Annotated in this window: 12 protein-coding genes; 7 read left to right on the top strand and 5 right to left on the bottom strand. The window is 43.6% G+C overall.

What is annotated here, in order from left to right; translation table 11 throughout:
- Positions 1-118 precede the first annotated feature (118 nt).
- Entirely contained in the window at positions 119-700 is a 582-nt protein-coding gene (locus AB6F11_RS20645) for a TfoX/Sxy family DNA transformation protein (RefSeq protein WP_017060401.1), read from the bottom strand.
- 358 nt (positions 701-1,058) lie between these two features.
- Here AB6F11_RS20645 and AB6F11_RS20640 point away from each other — a divergent pair, with 358 nt between their 5' ends.
- The 5 genes from AB6F11_RS20640 (at position 1,059) to AB6F11_RS20620 (ending at position 6,610) form a co-directional block, all read left to right on the top strand.
- Positions 1,059-1,979 carry an HDOD domain-containing protein gene (locus AB6F11_RS20640; RefSeq protein WP_102320462.1) on the top strand — a complete coding sequence of 307 codons (921 nt, stop codon included), beginning with the start codon at positions 1,059-1,061 and terminating at the stop codon, positions 1,977-1,979.
- Positions 1,980-2,033: 54 nt separating this feature from the next.
- Positions 2,034-2,939, top strand: coding sequence for a lysine exporter LysO family protein (locus AB6F11_RS20635; RefSeq protein ID WP_017071961.1), 906 nt, complete (start codon positions 2,034-2,036; stop codon positions 2,937-2,939).
- A 174-nt stretch (positions 2,940-3,113) separates the two neighbouring features.
- The gene (locus AB6F11_RS20630) at positions 3,114-3,635 is read left to right on the top strand and encodes a hypothetical protein (RefSeq protein WP_102394643.1); all 522 of its coding nucleotides are present in this window, start codon (positions 3,114-3,116) and stop codon (positions 3,633-3,635) included.
- A gap of 118 nt (positions 3,636-3,753) precedes the next feature.
- Positions 3,754-5,397 carry a pyridoxal-dependent aspartate 1-decarboxylase PanP gene (panP, locus tag AB6F11_RS20625; protein WP_017060397.1) on the top strand — a complete coding sequence of 548 codons (1,644 nt, stop codon included), beginning with the start codon at positions 3,754-3,756 and terminating at the stop codon, positions 5,395-5,397.
- 358 nt (positions 5,398-5,755) lie between these two features.
- Positions 5,756-6,610, top strand: coding sequence for a MurR/RpiR family transcriptional regulator (locus AB6F11_RS20620; RefSeq protein WP_004734686.1), 855 nt, complete (start codon positions 5,756-5,758; stop codon positions 6,608-6,610).
- 123 nt (positions 6,611-6,733) lie between these two features.
- Here AB6F11_RS20620 and AB6F11_RS20615 read toward each other — a convergent pair whose 3' ends face one another.
- Positions 6,734-8,026: an iron-containing alcohol dehydrogenase gene (locus AB6F11_RS20615; RefSeq protein WP_017060396.1), complete on the bottom strand. Its 1,293-nt coding sequence runs from the start codon at positions 8,024-8,026 to the stop codon at positions 6,734-6,736.
- Between the two features lie 406 nt (positions 8,027-8,432).
- Between AB6F11_RS20615 and AB6F11_RS20610 the strand changes: the two genes are divergently transcribed.
- Together AB6F11_RS20610 and AB6F11_RS20605 are read left to right on the top strand one after the other, a co-directional pair.
- On the top strand, positions 8,433-8,696 hold the full coding sequence (locus AB6F11_RS20610) for a GrxA family glutaredoxin (RefSeq protein WP_009847069.1): 264 nt from the start codon (positions 8,433-8,435) through the stop codon (positions 8,694-8,696).
- A 249-nt stretch (positions 8,697-8,945) separates the two neighbouring features.
- On the top strand, positions 8,946-10,628 hold the full coding sequence (locus AB6F11_RS20605; RefSeq protein WP_017060395.1) for an aspartate:alanine antiporter: 1,683 nt from the start codon (positions 8,946-8,948) through the stop codon (positions 10,626-10,628).
- 306 nt (positions 10,629-10,934) lie between these two features.
- On the opposite strand, the gene fabV is transcribed toward AB6F11_RS20605, so the two are convergent.
- The 3 genes from fabV to AB6F11_RS20590 form a co-directional block, all read right to left on the bottom strand.
- Positions 10,935-12,137, bottom strand: a complete 1,203-nt coding sequence (fabV, locus tag AB6F11_RS20600) for an enoyl-ACP reductase FabV (protein ID WP_017065406.1) — start codon at positions 12,135-12,137, stop codon at positions 10,935-10,937.
- Between the two features lie 210 nt (positions 12,138-12,347).
- Positions 12,348-14,630, bottom strand: coding sequence for an acyl-CoA dehydrogenase (locus tag AB6F11_RS20595; protein WP_017071963.1), 2,283 nt, complete (start codon positions 14,628-14,630; stop codon positions 12,348-12,350).
- 55 nt (positions 14,631-14,685) lie between these two features.
- Positions 14,686-15,315, bottom strand: a complete 630-nt coding sequence (locus tag AB6F11_RS20590) for a TetR/AcrR family transcriptional regulator (RefSeq protein WP_102394644.1) — start codon at positions 15,313-15,315, stop codon at positions 14,686-14,688.
- Between the last annotated feature and the right edge of the window lie 391 nt (positions 15,316-15,706).

Here is a 15,706-nt window from a genome sequence, read left to right as displayed (position 1 = left end):
CCGTAGAGGACTTTCACCTCCTAGATCAACGCCATGCTCGGCGCACAACAAAAAAACCGAGGACATTCCTCGGTTTTTATTTATTAACAGTAATCTTAAGCATATAAGGCAAACTTCTTTAGTGGCAGCTCTTTAGTAATTGCTGCTTGCGTGGCTCTTGTAATAGTTTCCAGTGAATACCATCAATTGCACCCGCAAATTTCCAAAGTAGTTTTAGGTCAACATCGTTTCCGTACGCTTCGCGAACCTTATTAAACACTTCAGGCGCGCCCAACTGCATAAACATTGAAACATCATCCACACCCGCCTTTTTAACCATGCGCTCTAACGTAAGCTGCATGTTTGGTAGATCTCTTAATCTACGGCTAGCTGATGATTTCTTGAAGCTACGCTGCTGAATTGAATTATCGATTGAAGTACGAATAATGCTATCCAATTCAGGATGTTCACAGGTAAACAGATCCGTAATGTCGTAATAGTTTACAGTTGCTGTTGTCTGCTTCTTTACATGACGATACTTTTCACAATCAAGATCGGTCAGTTTTTTATCTAGTGATTTTCCACCTCTAATGAATAAACAACCTTCACTCAATAAAGCGAACATAGCGTCATTTTGAAAGAGGCCAATACCTCCGAACATAGAACGTTTTTGATGCTCACCAAATTGATTCACGTAATTAATAAATGCTGTCTCGGTCATATCCGTTGATCCTTAATCAAATTACCCCGATTAGGTTGATCACCAGACAAGCAGCTTGTTATGCGAAAAATTTTAAATCTATTTTTTTATTCTATAGGTGAATATTATGGTTTCGTTTTCCACCTTTAAATAAATGATACTTCGAAAAGAAAAATAAGTCTGGACTTAGTTCACATCAATCAATTGAGTATTCCGGTTTTTCATGATTGACTTCACAGTAAACTATCAAACCATGCTTGAATTTGGGCACCTAGTGATACACCGGTTCAAATTATTAAAGGTTATGTAGACGGGTGAGTATTGCCTCGCAGCATCGTGGCTTGTAAAATGGCAGGACAGACCTGTTTTTACTTTTTATATGAATCATTTATCGTTTTTCTGGCTACCTCAAAATAAGGCTCTTCTCTTAAAGGGTCTAGAATCAGAGTTTGCCCAACTTGTTGGACATTCTATCTCAGCGGGAAAAATAACACTTCCTCCTATCCCTAACGTTGTACTGAAGATTCAATCGCTTTGTACCCTTGAATCAACTGGGATTGCTGACGTTGCCGAGTGCTTACTCGAAGACCCAGGCCTCGCTGCTATTGTCATTCGTGTGGCTAACTCTGTCGTCTTTAACCGACGCAATATTACTTGTGTTGATATTATGACGGCTGTGTCGCGCCTTGGCATATTAAGAGTCCGTGACATCGTGACGGCTCAGGCTATTGAGCAACTCAAACACTCAGTCAACCTCAGTAAAGAGTGTAATAAGGTATTGGTTCAGAGCGCCTCTGTATCAAAAGAGCTGGGCGCTACTATGGTGCTTGTTACCAACAGCTTCAAAGAGATCTCCCCTACTGAATACCGTTACCTTGAGCATGAAAAATCGCTGCTTGTCGGATTACTGGCTGACATTGGTTTGTTCTGTTTGGTTAGCGAATACCACCTCTACCTCGAAAATGGCAATTACCTAGATCACGACATCGCTCTACAAATCTTCCAAGGCCAATGTTCTGCTACCAGTAAATTAGTGCTTAACCGTTGGGGCTTCGACAGCGACTTTATTGATGTGTGCAGTAATACCATCAATAATCACGAACAGCGTGAAGTGTCTTACTTAGATATCGCTCGAATCGCTAATCACCTGCTGATGTTCAGAAACAAGGATGAGAACATCGATGATCACGAAGTTGAACTTAACGTGACTGGTGCAGAGGTGCTTTATAAATTAAGCAACTTGAGCAAACATGATTTTAATGCAAAGCTAAGCGACGTGATCAATACTAGCGGCTTCTAAGTCACTGTTAAATTACAAGTAAGTGTAATATGAAGTAAATGCAATGGGGAAAGCATGTTTACAGGGATGATCTTTATATTTGCACCACTCGTCGTGGGGTATCTTTTTGCAATTTCGAACGCTCAAACATTAGAATTTATCAACCGCTCAACATCGCGGTTGATCTACGTGATTCTGGCGTTGATGGGACTAAGCTTAGCCGCCCTCGATAACCTAGGCAGTAATCTGCAGACAATCCTTCTATATACCGTCACTTTCTTTGTCTGCTTAAGCGTTTGTAACTTAATGGCACTGCCCGCTATTGATAAGCTACTACCACTCAAAACCGACAGTAGTAAGAAGAAGCTTCCCCTCTCTTCTATGGCGATGGAATCCGCCAAACTCATCCTAGTGGTGGGTTCAGGGCTAATCGCTGGCTTAGTGCTGCCTATTGGCCTTGATTGGGTTGATACTGCAAGCGAATGGATTCTGTTTGTTCTCCTGTTCTTTATCGGCATTCAGCTGCGTAATAGCGGACTCACACTTCGTCAGATCTTACTCAACAAGCACGGCATGGTTATCGCAATCACCATTATCATCACCTCAATGTTAGGTGGTGTAATCGCGGCTTACATACTAGATATCCCTCTGTTCAAAGCCTTAGCAATGTCTTCTGGGTTTGGTTGGTATTCTCTGGCTGGTATCTTAATGGGTGACGCCTTTGGCCCTGTCTATGGTGGCGCTTCTTTCATGCTCGAGCTGTTAAGAGAGTTAGTTGCCTTGGTACTGATTCCAGTGCTGATTCGCAGCTACCCATGCACTTCCATTGGTTATGCTGGTGCGACTGCGATGGACTTCACCTTACCGGTCATTCAAACAACAGGTGGCGTTCGATGTGTGCCTATCGCTATCGTCAGTGGCTTTATCCTCAGCTTGCTTGTTCCGATATTGATGTTGTTCTTTGTATCTCTTGCTAACTAGATCGCAGGAATAGCGTTTGTTTTAGATTAGAATGCAACTCGAATACCAATGCCCAAGACACCAATACAGTTACCGAAATAAAAAGACACTAAGTGTCATTGCTCAACAAATAACGATCACGGTAACCTGTAACGACAAAGTTATAAAAAGAATAAACTTACAAAAGGAACCACTATGAAACGCCTTTGCGTCGCATTACTGCTAGCTTCTACTTTCTCTTTTGCAGCAGATTCAATGTCTGAGACAAACCAGTGCCAAGCAAAAAAATATGATGCGTACATCGACGCTTCTTTGAATTGGTATGCCGACCTTGCTGCATTAACCTCTGAGCAATATCCAGAGCTAACAGAAGTGAGTGAGTGGTTCCTAGAAGGTCGTAAGCACCACTTTGAGCTTAACCGTGCTGCCGTTCACTACTACTTAGTAAACGACTCAAGCAAAGTGGCAACAGAGCAACCTGTAGAAGGTTGGCTGCAACTTGAGCAACACGACATTAAAACGCTATCAACACGTGATGATGAGCTTGGTAAAATCGCGAAAACAACGTTCGATGACCGCCAATCAACGCCTCACGCACAAAACTACGAACTACGTTCTGCCTTTGCAGAGCTGCTTAGTCACCCTAAGCAAATCGACTCAGCGCTGCAGCGTTACAACCAGTCGATCAGTAAACTTGAAGCGATTAAGTGTAAATAACCTCGCATTTAATATGCTTTTTTGAGAAGTTGGATTTCATAATTAAGACGGGACATTGTTCCCGTTTTCGTTTAGATTGTCCCGCTCGCGTCAATATTAGAAAAATAACTCGCTTGCTATGGTTACGGAACAAAAAACAGCAGATGTTAGCTTCGACAGTCTTCTACGTATCTTCACGGTACCTGAAGGCCCAGATTCAACACTCACTCAAATTGAAGACAAACTTTCACGAAACCTGAATCAATTCTTACGTGAACATATTGTGGCTGAAGAAAAGCCGCTGCGTGAAATTGAGAAAGATTTTTCAAATGCTCATATCCCAGAGCAGCCTGAGTTTGTTTCTGAACATACTGAGCATCTCCTCGATTCTCTTGTGTCTCATTCGGTTCACACGTCTTCGCCAAGTTTTATTGGCCACATGACCTCTGCGTTGCCGTACTTCCTGATGCCGCTTTCAAAAATCATGATTGCGTTGAATCAGAATCTAGTAAAAATCGAGACCTCAAAAGCGTTCACTCCCCTAGAACGTCAAGTTCTGGGCATGTTACATCGCCTGATTTATCAAGATAGTGACCAGTTTTATTCTCGTTGGATGCACAGCGCAAACCACTCTTTAGGTGCGTTTTGTTCTGGCGGTACCATCGCGAACATTACGGCGCTTTGGGTTGCACGTAACAATGCACTAAAAGCCCAAGGTTCGTTCAAAGGTGTGGAAAAAGAGGGCTTGTTTAAAGCCATGAAGCACTACGACTACGAAGGCCTTGCCATCTTAGTCTCTGAACGTGGCCACTACTCTCTGAAAAAAGCCGCGGATGTCCTGGGTATTGGTCAAGAAGGTCTAGTGTCTGTTAAAACAGATAACGACAACCGTATTTGTACTGATGATCTAAGACTCAAGATCGAGCAGCTCAAGCAGAACAAGATCAAACCTTTCGCCGTCATTGGTGTGGCTGGTACAACCGAAACCGGTAATATCGACCCGCTAAGAGACATTGCTGAGGTGTGTGCCGAATCCGATTGTCATTTCCACGTTGATGCAGCTTGGGGCGGTGCGACTCTGATGTCTAACAATCATCGTCACCTACTTGATGGTATTGAACTGGCGGATTCAGTCACGATTGATGCGCATAAACAGCTTTATATCCCTATGGGTGCGGGTATGGTTCTGTTTAAGAAGCCAGATGCGATGACTGCGATTGAACATCATGCTCAATACATTCTTCGTAAAGGCTCAAAAGATTTAGGCAGCCATACGTTAGAAGGTTCTCGTTCAGGTATGGCAATGCTGGTTTACGCCGCAATGCACATCATTAGCCGCCCAGGTTATGAACTGCTGATCGACCAAAGCATCAACAAAGCGCGCTACTTTGCCGACCTAATTAAAGATCAGAGCGACTTCGAGCTGGTTTCAGAACCTGAGCTTTGCCTACTGACTTATCGCTATGTCCCTGAGTCAGTCAAAGCGGCACTGCTTAAAGCTGAGCCTGAACATCGTGTCGAACTGAATGAGTTGCTCAATGAGCTGACTAAGTTTATTCAGAAGAAGCAGCGTGAAACAGGTAAGTCTTTCGTGTCACGTACACGCTTAAACCCTGAAGCATGGGTACATCAGCCAATCATCGTTTTCCGCGTGGTATTAGCAAACCCACTAACAGGCAATGATATTCTTTCGTCAGTGCTTGAAGAACAGCGTGAGATCTCTAAACTAGCACCAAACTTGATGGGCAAAATCAACAAACTGGTTACGCAAATCAACGCATAGTCATTCAATTTTAGTTGCATCAAATTGAAAATTTCTTTCTTTTTGATGTAACTAAGCTGTCAGTTCATACCCATTTTGCATTCTTTTTGCTCAAACTCTCTTCCAATTCTGTAGTTTTCTAAAATTTTGTTGAGGTTTGTCATATTCTTAAGCATTCATGCCCTGTTTTTGTATTAGTAAATAGTATGTTGGGTTTATACTGACTCTATGGTGCTAGTTAGCTTGATATCTATTTGACGCAGCAGTATTTACGAAACCGAATATACATCGGCTTTGTGTTTACTGATATTTGCTTCAGCCATACCCCCTGGTAAAAGATATTAACTAGCAAGTTGTTCTCTATACCCTTGTGAACACTATGAATACATTAGAAAAAATACAAAAAAACCTGGAAAATTTCAGCAAGTCTGAGCGCAAGGTAGCCGAAGTAATTATGGCTTCCCCTCAAACTGCAATTCATTCTAGCATTGCTACCTTAGCTAAAATGGCTGACGTGAGTGAGCCTACAGTTAACCGCTTCTGTCGTCGATTAGACACAAAGGGCTTCCCTGACTTCAAACTTCACCTAGCTCAAAGCTTGGCAAACGGTACACCTTACGTGAACCGTAATGTTGAAGAAGATGATGGTCCAGATGCTTATACGCATAAGATTTTCGAATCAACTATGGCTTGTCTAGACGTTGCTAAAAACAGTCTAGACGCGATGCAAGTAAACCGTGCTGTTGACTTGCTGACTCAAGCAAAACGCATTTCGTTCTTCGGACTGGGTGCCTCTTCTGCTGTCGCCAAAGATGCTCAAAACAAGTTTATTCGTTTTAATATCCCAATCACATGTTTCGAAGACATCGTGATGCAACGAATGAGCTGCATTAACTGCAGTGATAACGACGTTATTGTTCTTATCTCTCATACTGGCCGCACTAAAAGCCAAGTTGAGATTGCAAACTTAGCGCGTGAAAACGGTGCGACAGTTATTGCTATCACAGCAAAAGATTCTCCACTGGATAAAGCGAGCTCGTTGTCTATTTCTCTGGATGTTCCAGAAGACACTGACGTTTACATGCCAATGGCAAGTCGCGTTGTTCAGATGACGGTTATCGATGTGCTAGCGACAGGCTTTACGCTACGTCGTGGTTCTGGTTTCAGAGAGAACCTAAAGCGCGTCAAAGAGTCACTTCGTGATTCACGTTACGAGAAGTACTCTCAGTTCTAATCTGCTTAGTCATGAACTGAAAACAGATGACCAGAGAACAAGTTGAATTAAAAAACGGAGCCTAGAGCTCCGTTTTTATTTGTCTGTATAAAATGACTTATACAACGAACAAGTTTAAGACCGTTAGATAGTCCAACTATTGCCCTTCTCAACCACGCTGTTTTCGGACGCATAAGAATTGATAATGGTAAAGCTCGACTCGACAGCTGGCTCTTGCCCAATTTGATTCATTGAAGCTCCCTCATGATGCCCTTCTCTACAACTGCACTTCTCGCATACTTGCTTCAAAATATGCACGAGCCTCTCTTGGTTAAGCGGCAAAGGGTTTCCTTTAATCGCCACTGATTTGAGCGCGTCGGCAGACACCTCATCAAACTGGGCTTCACAGACACCAAATTCCAACAAGTTGGGTAACTTAAGCGTATCAAGCACTTCCGATAACCAAGAAATTGCCTCCTCTTCTATTGCTTCTACGTTACCTGTTACTATCTGAGCGATTCGCTGATAACGCGCTAGGATGTCGCTTCTTTGCTGCTCTTTTGCAACGGCTATGTTCTCCAACATCACAAACGGCGCTAAACGCGCGGTAATCACACTATGAGGCGCAGAAATCTTACCTCCTAGTGCGGAGGCTAAACCATGGGCTGCGCCAAGCTTGGCATTAGTTATCGCCATACCACCGAGCATAGAAGCGAAAGCAAGATCAGAACGCGCTTGAGGCTCATCATAAACACACGCTTTAACCACAGAACCACTCAACTTACGCAGCCCTTCTTCACAAATCATATCGGTTAACGGATTCGGTTCACCACACACGTAGGCTTCCATTAGATGAGTAAAGGCATCCATCGCACCTCGCCCAGATAGATATAGATTGGTTCCATGAGTTAGGGTTGGGTCGACAATCGCAACGTCGGCCAGCATGTCTGGGCTTCTCAGGCTGATTTTCACTTGGTCTTGGCCTGATTTCAGCACCGCGTTTTTAGTGACCTCGGCGCCGGTACTCGCTGTGGTTGGAATTGCGATAAACGGAAGTGGTTTGGTTTTAAGAGGAACATTACGCCCGACCACTTCAACATAGTCATATAAATTGCCTTGATTAGGTAAAACCGCAGCCAACGCTTTGCCCATATCGATGGCGCTACCGCCCCCCATGGCGACAACCATATCTGGCTTAAATCGACGAGCAGAAATAGCCGCCTCTTCAACCATTTTGATATTAGGTTCACCGGAAACGGCAATGTGCTGATAACGCATACTCTGCGCATCAAGATAGTCAGTAACAATTGAAGTGCGCTCTAATGTATTGCCTGTAACCAATAGCACGCTGTAGCCATATTGATTAAAGAGAGACAATGAAGCGGAAAGTGCTCCATCACCAAAGATGATCTTTGTAGATGTCATAAATTGAAACATGGTGCCTCCTGCGCCTATGACCGAACAAAACTGCGAACTCTTGGTTATTGGAATTTAGCCTTTATATAGTGCATCAGTATTAAGATGCCTCGTTCTGTATGCGCTTTTTTTGACGAGTTGCAACTTGTCGCATTAAAGATGGATTAATGTCGTATTCTTAGGGGTAATTCACACTCTTAAATTAAGGGTAATCAATCTGAATACCCATCAGAAATCAGCATGGATCCTTTTTGTGACCATTATTTGCTCTGATAGACAAAACCTATTGTATTAAGAGGTAATTCCATCTTTATTTCCCCATGGCATTGAGGCATAGTTGGTTTTATGAAATTTTGAGTGGCATTCACTAAAGAATAGTTAACATAATCGAGTTAACGAGCCTCATCCCGTATTTAGGAGAAATTAAATGTTTGTAGTTATTTTTGGTCGCCCTGCTTGCCCATTCTGTGTTCGTGCAAAAGAGCATGCTGAAACTCTTAAAGCTAAACGCGATGACTTCAACTACCGTTACGTTGACATCCACGCTGAAGGTATCAGCAAAGCTGATCTAGAGAAGACTGTTGGTAAACCTGTCGATACAGTTCCACAAATCTTCATCGACCAAGACCACATCGGCGGCTGCACAGAATTTGAAGCATACGCAAAAGAAAACCTAGGTCTTTTCGACTAAGCTAGGATTTCTCAAACGAGAATCAGGGCTAAAGCCTTAAACAGCTGACCCATTTAGGCGTTAGACTGTACGATTTATAGAAAGCCCGCTCACTGTAGCGGGCTTTTTTATGACCAGTTTTCATACGGAATAAGAATAAGGTCAAAATCAAGTAAATTAACAAAATATTGCTTATAATTTATTTATATTTAGATACAATTCACCTCTCAAACTTACCCTGTGTTCCACGCCAATTATTGAGCGACCACCGTGAATATCGACGTTGTTTTTCTGTTAGAACAAAACCCCATTCTCCTCATCTTTGTTGTTTTATCGATTGGATTAGCCATTGGTAAAATTCGTTTCGGTAGCCTCCAACTTGGTAATTCAATCGGTGTTTTGATTACTTCCCTTATCATGGGACATCTTGGCTTTTCTTTTAACGCAGATGCGCTCACCATTGGTTTCATGCTGTTCATCTACTGTGTTGGCATTGAAGCTGGACCAAACTTCTTCGGTATCTTCTTCAGAGATGGTAAGCACTACCTCATTCTGAGCCTTGTGGTACTTTCTACCGCAATTGCCCTAACCTATTTCAGTAGTCATTACCTTGGCCTAGGCTTTGGTTTATCTGCAGGCATGATGGCAGGTGCCTTAACAGCAACGCCGATATTGGTAGGTGCTCAAGATGCTCTGAATTCTGGGCTTGCAGAATTACCAAGAAACATGGACTTGAGCCTGATTATCGAAAACCTTTCAGTCGGTTACGCGATGGCTTACTTGGTTGGCTTAATCAGTATGATTATGTTTGCTCGCTTGATTCCAAAACTTCAAAAAGTGAACCTACACGACTCGGCAGAGCAAATCGCCCAAGAACGTGGGTTAGGCGCTTCAGGTCAGCGTAAGGTTTACTTGCCCATTATTCGTGCTTATCGAGTGGGACCAGAGCTCATCTCTTGGACTGACGGTAAGAATCTGCGTGAACTGGGCATCTATCGCCAAACAGGCTGTTACATCGAGCGTATTCGACGTAATGGTATTCTTGCCCATCCAGATGGTGATGCAATTCTGCAAGAAGGCGATGAGATCGCATTGGTTGGTTTCCCAGATAGCCACGCTCGTCTAGACCCAAGCTTCCGTAACGGTAAAGAAGTTTTCGACCGTAACCTTCTCGATCTGCGTATCGTGGAAGAAGAGATCGTCGTTAAGAGTGACAGTATCGCAGGTAAGCGCCTATCAGACTTAAACCTGTCTGAATACGGCTGTTTCCTTAACCGCGTAGTACGTGCTCAGATTGAAATGCCGATGGACTTAAACATCGTGCTTTCTAAAGGTGACGTCCTACAGGTGAGTGGTGAAAAGAGTCGAGTGCACGGCCTAGCTGAGAAAATTGGTTTCATCTCAATCCACAGCCAAATGGCGGATTTGATGGCCTTCTGTAGCTTCTTCATTTTGGGTATTTTGTTTGGTTTGATCACCATGACATTCGGTCAGGTATCGTTTGGGCTAGGTAACGCGGTTGGCCTGCTTCTATCGGGCATCATGCTTGGTTTCCTACGAGCGAACCACCCTACTTTCGGTTATGTGCCTCAAGGTGCTCTGAACATGGTCAAAGACCTCGGTTTGATGTTCTTTATGGTCGGTATCGGCTTGAGCGCCGGTGGTAAGATATTTGAGCACTTAACCCAAGTTGGCCCACAGGTAATAGGTATTGCCCTAGTAGTGAGTGTGCTGCCAGTATTCTTCGCTTACTTGGTTGGCGCTTACGTATTGAAGATGAACCGAGCTTTGTTGTTCGGTGCAATCATTGGCGCGCGAACTTGCGCTCCAGCGATGGACATCGTAAATGACCACGCTCGCTCAACGATTCCGGCTCTGGGTTATGCGGGTACTTATGCGATAGCCAATATATTGATGACCTTAGCAGGTACTTTCATCATCATAATTAGCTAGCATCTGCTGCATTAAAAGCAGCCAAGCTTAGATATTTCAAATGCACTAATTCACTTTGGGTTAGTGCATTTTTTATAACCTGTTTTAAGCGGTTCAAGCCTTCTTCCCCACTCCTGCTCTTAACTCTCTTCATCCCTTATTTCTACTCTTGTCCCCCTTCGAATCGCGGTAGCCGTATCCGCTCTTAAATCTCTTCGCATCCCGCCACTCGAATCCCATATCTGCTCTTAATCTCTTGAACCAAATAGCAGACAAAAAAATAGGCGCTCAATGAGCGCCTATTTCGTTTAGATTCGATAACTTGAATTAGATGTCAGCTACATCAAATTCAACAGCTGGGTTAACGTCAGCTTCGTAATCAACACCTTCAACACCGAAACCAAATAGCTTCAAGAACTCTTCTTTGTACTCTACGTAGTCAGTCAGTTCTTTTAGGTTCTCAGTTGTGATTTGAGGCCATAGGTTACGACAGTGATCTTGAATGTCTTCGCGAAGCTCAAGGTCATCTAGACGTAGACGGTTCACTTCATCCACTTCTGGCGCGCTGCCGTCTTCTTTGTATAGACGTTGGCTGAACATACGGAAGATCTGTTCCATACAACCTTCGTGAATACCTTCTTCACGCATCTTCTTGAACACCATAGCGATGTAAAGAGGCATTACAGGGATTGCAGAACTTGCTTGAGTCACTACAGACTTAAGAACAGCAACGTTTGCAGTACCGCCAGTTTGGCCTAGCTTCTCGTTCAGCGCTGTCGCTGCACGGTCTAGATCCATCTTAGCTTTACCTAGTGCGCCATCCCAGTAGATTGGCCACGTTAGTTCAGTACCGATGTAGCTGTAAGCAACCGTCTTACAACCGTCCGCTAGAACACCAGCTTCAGAAAGAGCATTGATCCAAAGTTCCCAATCTTCACCGCCCATTACAGTAACAGTGTCTTTGATCTCTTCTTCAGTTGCAGGCTCTACGCTTGCTTCGATGATTGTGTCTTTGTTCGTATCAACCGCAGTTGACGTGTACGTTTCACCGATAGGCTTTAGAGATGAACGAATTACTTCGCCAGTCTCTGGCATTTTACGCACTGGAGACGCCAGTGAGTATACAACCATATCGATTTGGCCTAGATCTTCTTTGATCAGGTCAATTGTTTTCTGTTTCGCCTCGTTAGAGAAAGCATCGCCGTTCAGGCTTTTTGAATATAGGCCTTCTTCTTTAGCAAACTTGTCGAACGCTGCTGAGTTGTAGAAACCAGCTGTGCCAGGCTTTTTCTCAGTACCGGCTTTCTCAAAGAAAACACCGATAGTTGAAGCGCCGCCACCAAATGCAGCCGCAATACGTGAAGACAAGCCGTAGCCACTTGAAGAGCCAACAACTAGTACACGTTTAGGTGCGTTTGCGATTGGGCCTTGAGCTTTTGTGTAAGCAATTTGTTCTTTTACATTAGCTTCACAACCGACTGGATGTGTTGTAGTACAGATGAATCCGCGAATTCGAGGTTTGATGATCATATTCAACTTCCTTAAAAAATCAGGTTAAGGATAAAAGTTTCGTACGCAAATGGCATCTAATTTCTGTAAAAATGTGGCGAAAATGCAAGTGGTTGGAGCACTCAGTGAATATTTGCTGACTAAGTCACCATTTGTTAACGCCTCTATTGCAACTTCTACGACAAAAACAAAAAAAGGCACCTAATAAGGTGCCTTTTGTCATTTCTTTATCTAAGCAACGCTATTTAGCTTAGGTTTTAACTCTTTTCGCGTCAAAGTTTCACTGTAATCATGACTGAAGTGGTCAACTTGAATCGCTGCGTAGCGAAGTTTGTCTGCTGCAATGATTTGGTCAACTTCGTCTTGAGTAAGAACATCTGCCGCCAGTGCTTGAGCAAGTTTATCTTGCAATAGACCTTTACGAGCCACTTTGCCCTCTTTCACTGCTTTGAAGATCTTACGTTCGAGAGGCTTGATGCTGTACATCGCATTGAACGCATTCTCCATTAGGCCAACACTATCCTCTTCTTCTTTGCCTATGTAGCAAAGGTGAGTTAGACGTTCACGGTGTGCACCCGGAGTCATCAAGCTTTCTGCCAGTTGTACCGTTAGATTATCACTTGGTTTTTCAAAGTGGTTACCGACAGGGAAAACTAGACCTTTAAGTACTTTACCTACCATCTTGTTCGGGAAGTTTCTGTACGCTTCTTGTAGCGATTTAGCCGCGTTATGGAAACAGTGTTGAACCGCGTAGTGTACGTAGTCTAGGTCAGCTTGTTGACGACCTTCATCTTCATACTTCTTAAGCGCTGCAGACGCCATGTATAGGTAACTTAGACCATCACCTAGACGTGCAGAGATAAGCTCTTTACGTTTCAGTTCGCCACCTAGTGTAAGCATTGCGAAATCCGCACTCACTGCAAGCGCACGGCTCAAGCGAGTTAAGTCTTGGTAGTAAGGCTTCGTTGGACCGCTCATATCCGCTTTAATGAACTTAGAGCCTGTCAATGCCGCACCGAACGCACCAAACGTGTTCTTAGTTGCGTGAGAGATATGCTTGAACAACAAGTTATCGAAATCCTTCGCACCTTGCTTCTCATCTGGGTTTGCTGCCGCTTCCATTTCGCTTAGCACGTATGGGTGACAACGTGTCGCACCTTGACCGAAGATCATCAGGTTGCGAGTTAAGATGTTCGCACCTTCTACTGTGATAGCAACTGGAATACCTAGGTAAGGCGCAGCTAAGTAGTTCATTGGACCATCTTGAATTGCACGACCAGAGTGGATATCCATTGAATCATTCAGGATAGTACGCGCCATTTCTGTCATGTGATATTTCGCGATAGCCGTAACGATACCCGGCTTCTCTTTCATATCGAGTGAAGTAGTTGTTAGTGTACGAGTCGCTTCTAGTAGATACGTTAAGCCACCAATACGACCTAAACTCTCTGCAACTCCTTCAAACTTACCAATCGACATACCGAACTGCTTACGAACATAAGCGTATGCGCCAGTCGTTTTCGCCGTTAGGTGGCCCATCGCCGTGCCAAGTGCGGGTAATGAGATACCACGACCTGCAGACAGACATTCCACCAGCATACGCCAGCCTTTACCTGCGTAATCGGCACCACCGATTAACCATTCCATAGGAATAAATACATCGTGACCGCGTGTTGGACCATTCATAAACGCAAGACCAAGTGGGTCATGACGCTCACCAATCACAACACCTTCGTGGTCAGCCGGGATTAGCGCACAAGTGATGCCAATGTCTTCTTTGTCACCCAGTAGCTTTTCTGGATCGTGCAGTTTGAAAGCCAGACCAAGTACCGTCGCCACTGGTGCTAGTGTAATGTAGCGTTTGTTCCAGTTAAGCTTGATACCTAGCGTCTCTTTACCTTCGTGCATGCCCATGCACACAGTACCGACATCAGGGATACCACCCGCATCAGAACCCGCTTCTGGGCCTGTTAGTGCGAAACATGGGATATCTGTACCGTCAGCAAGACGAGGTAGCCAGTAGTCTTTTTGGTCTTGAGTGCCGTAGTGAGACAGCAGCTCACCAGGACCAAGAGAGTTTGGAACCATTACTGAAACCGCAGTACTGATACTGCGAGTCGCAATCTTAGTTACGATAGTTGAGTTAGCGTGTGCTGAGAATTCACGACCGCCATACTCTTTCGCAATAATTAGCGAAAAGAAACGCTCTTTGCGTAAGAAGTTCCACACCTCTTCAGGAAGGTCTCGATCTTCTTTTACAATTTGGTGGTCATCAAGCATAGCGAGCAAGGTTTCAAGCTCATTATCCATGAACGATTGCTCTTCTGCTGTCAGCTGAGGTTTTGGGTATTGATGCAGCTTAGTGAAATCTGGTTTACCAGAAAACAGCTCTCCGTCCCACCACACGCTACCCGCTTCCATCGCTTCTTTCTCGGTGCTAGATAGTGGTGGTAGTACTTTTTTAAAGAGTTTAAAAGCTGGGTCACTTACCCATTTTTGTCTTAGAGAGCTCATAGTTCAGATCCTTTTGTTCACTATATTGGTTGTGAATGTTTCGCTTTTTATTGTTTTATTCTTCTGCTGACATGCCAGCGGCTAAATATGGAATAAGAATATCGACCACTGCCTTAGCATCTATCTTTCTGTCATAGTCATTCTCTGCAATTTCTACCAGAGCCTGACTTGATGCCATGGTGAATACACAAGTCCCTAGGGTGAAGTGTAATCGCCAAAATAACTGTTCTTGAGTGAGGTTCGGATTCGCCTTCATTACAGATGTCGTAAACAAAGAAAGTACTTCGCTATAACGGGTAGTAATGAACCAACGCAAGTGTCCTTGCACATCTGTATAGCCTCTGCCGATAAGTAACATGAACCGGCTTGTACCATTTGGCCTAACATCATTAAGTGCTCTTAGTGGCTGTCTCAGAGACTCAAACACGTCACTCATAGAATACGTTTCGTTCAAGTTTAAGTTCACTAATGCATCTTGCAGTGTTGGCATAAATGCTTCTAAGTAACGATTGAGTACCGCACGAACCAGAGTCTTCTTATCGCCAAAGTGATAGTTCACTGAAGCTAAGTTGACATTCGCTTTACTCGTAATCGTGCGTAAAGAGGTGTCATTAAAACCGTGCTCAGCAAATAAGCCTTCAGCCACATCTAAGATTTTGTCTTTGGTTGTACTTCTTGGTGCCATTTCAATCACTCGTATTAAACAACTGTTTGAAATATACGCTTAGTACATTTATTTAACAAGCAAGCAACATCACATTTTCACAAATTGGTCGTACCAGTTAATAAAGCTCAGCACTAAACGATTGAATCGCTGTGTGTTTATAAAAAAAGAAAAAAATAATGAATTTTCTTGGAACTGAAATGGAAATGGAGAGTCCTAAATTAGGTAGAAAACAGCGTATTTAGAAGTTTAACAGGCCGTCAAACTTGTTCTTCTCACTGCTTTCTTAATTACTGCATTTTCCTTATTAACTCCTATACTTGTATCCGCCCAAACCACGTTGGTTTGGGCTTTTTTTTGGTTCATCGCGGATTAGCGGGAACTAAAAACAAAAACGGTAGTAAGTGATATG

This window comes from Vibrio sp. 10N.247.311.14, from assembly GCF_041467715.1.
GTDB classification, from domain to species: Bacteria; Pseudomonadota; Gammaproteobacteria; order Enterobacterales; family Vibrionaceae; genus Vibrio; species Vibrio crassostreae_C.
The sequence above is the reverse complement of the archived record's forward strand: the minus strand, read 5'-3'. Positions and strand labels throughout refer to the sequence as shown.

Bases quoted from the DNA above. Each gene is read 5' to 3' on its own strand.
- AB6F11_RS20645 (WP_017060401.1), bottom strand. From the start codon at position 700: ATGACCGAGACAGCATTTATTAATTACGTGAATCAATTTGGTGAGCAT.
- AB6F11_RS20640 (WP_102320462.1), top strand. From the start codon at position 1,059: ATGAATCATTTATCGTTTTTCTGGCTACCTCAAAATAAGGCTCTTCTC.
- AB6F11_RS20635 (WP_017071961.1), top strand. From the start codon at position 2,034: ATGTTTACAGGGATGATCTTTATATTTGCACCACTCGTCGTGGGGTAT.
- AB6F11_RS20630 (WP_102394643.1), top strand. From the start codon at position 3,114: ATGAAACGCCTTTGCGTCGCATTACTGCTAGCTTCTACTTTCTCTTTT.
- panP (WP_017060397.1), top strand. From the start codon at position 3,754: ATGGTTACGGAACAAAAAACAGCAGATGTTAGCTTCGACAGTCTTCTA.
- AB6F11_RS20620 (WP_004734686.1), top strand. From the start codon at position 5,756: ATGAATACATTAGAAAAAATACAAAAAAACCTGGAAAATTTCAGCAAG.
- AB6F11_RS20615 (WP_017060396.1), bottom strand. From the start codon at position 8,026: ATGTTTCAATTTATGACATCTACAAAGATCATCTTTGGTGATGGAGCA.
- AB6F11_RS20610 (WP_009847069.1), top strand. From the start codon at position 8,433: ATGTTTGTAGTTATTTTTGGTCGCCCTGCTTGCCCATTCTGTGTTCGT.
- fabV (WP_017065406.1), bottom strand. From the start codon at position 12,137: ATGATCATCAAACCTCGAATTCGCGGATTCATCTGTACTACAACACAT.
- AB6F11_RS20595 (WP_017071963.1), bottom strand. From the start codon at position 14,630: ATGAGCTCTCTAAGACAAAAATGGGTAAGTGACCCAGCTTTTAAACTC.
- AB6F11_RS20590 (WP_102394644.1), bottom strand. From the start codon at position 15,315: ATGGCACCAAGAAGTACAACCAAAGACAAAATCTTAGATGTGGCTGAA.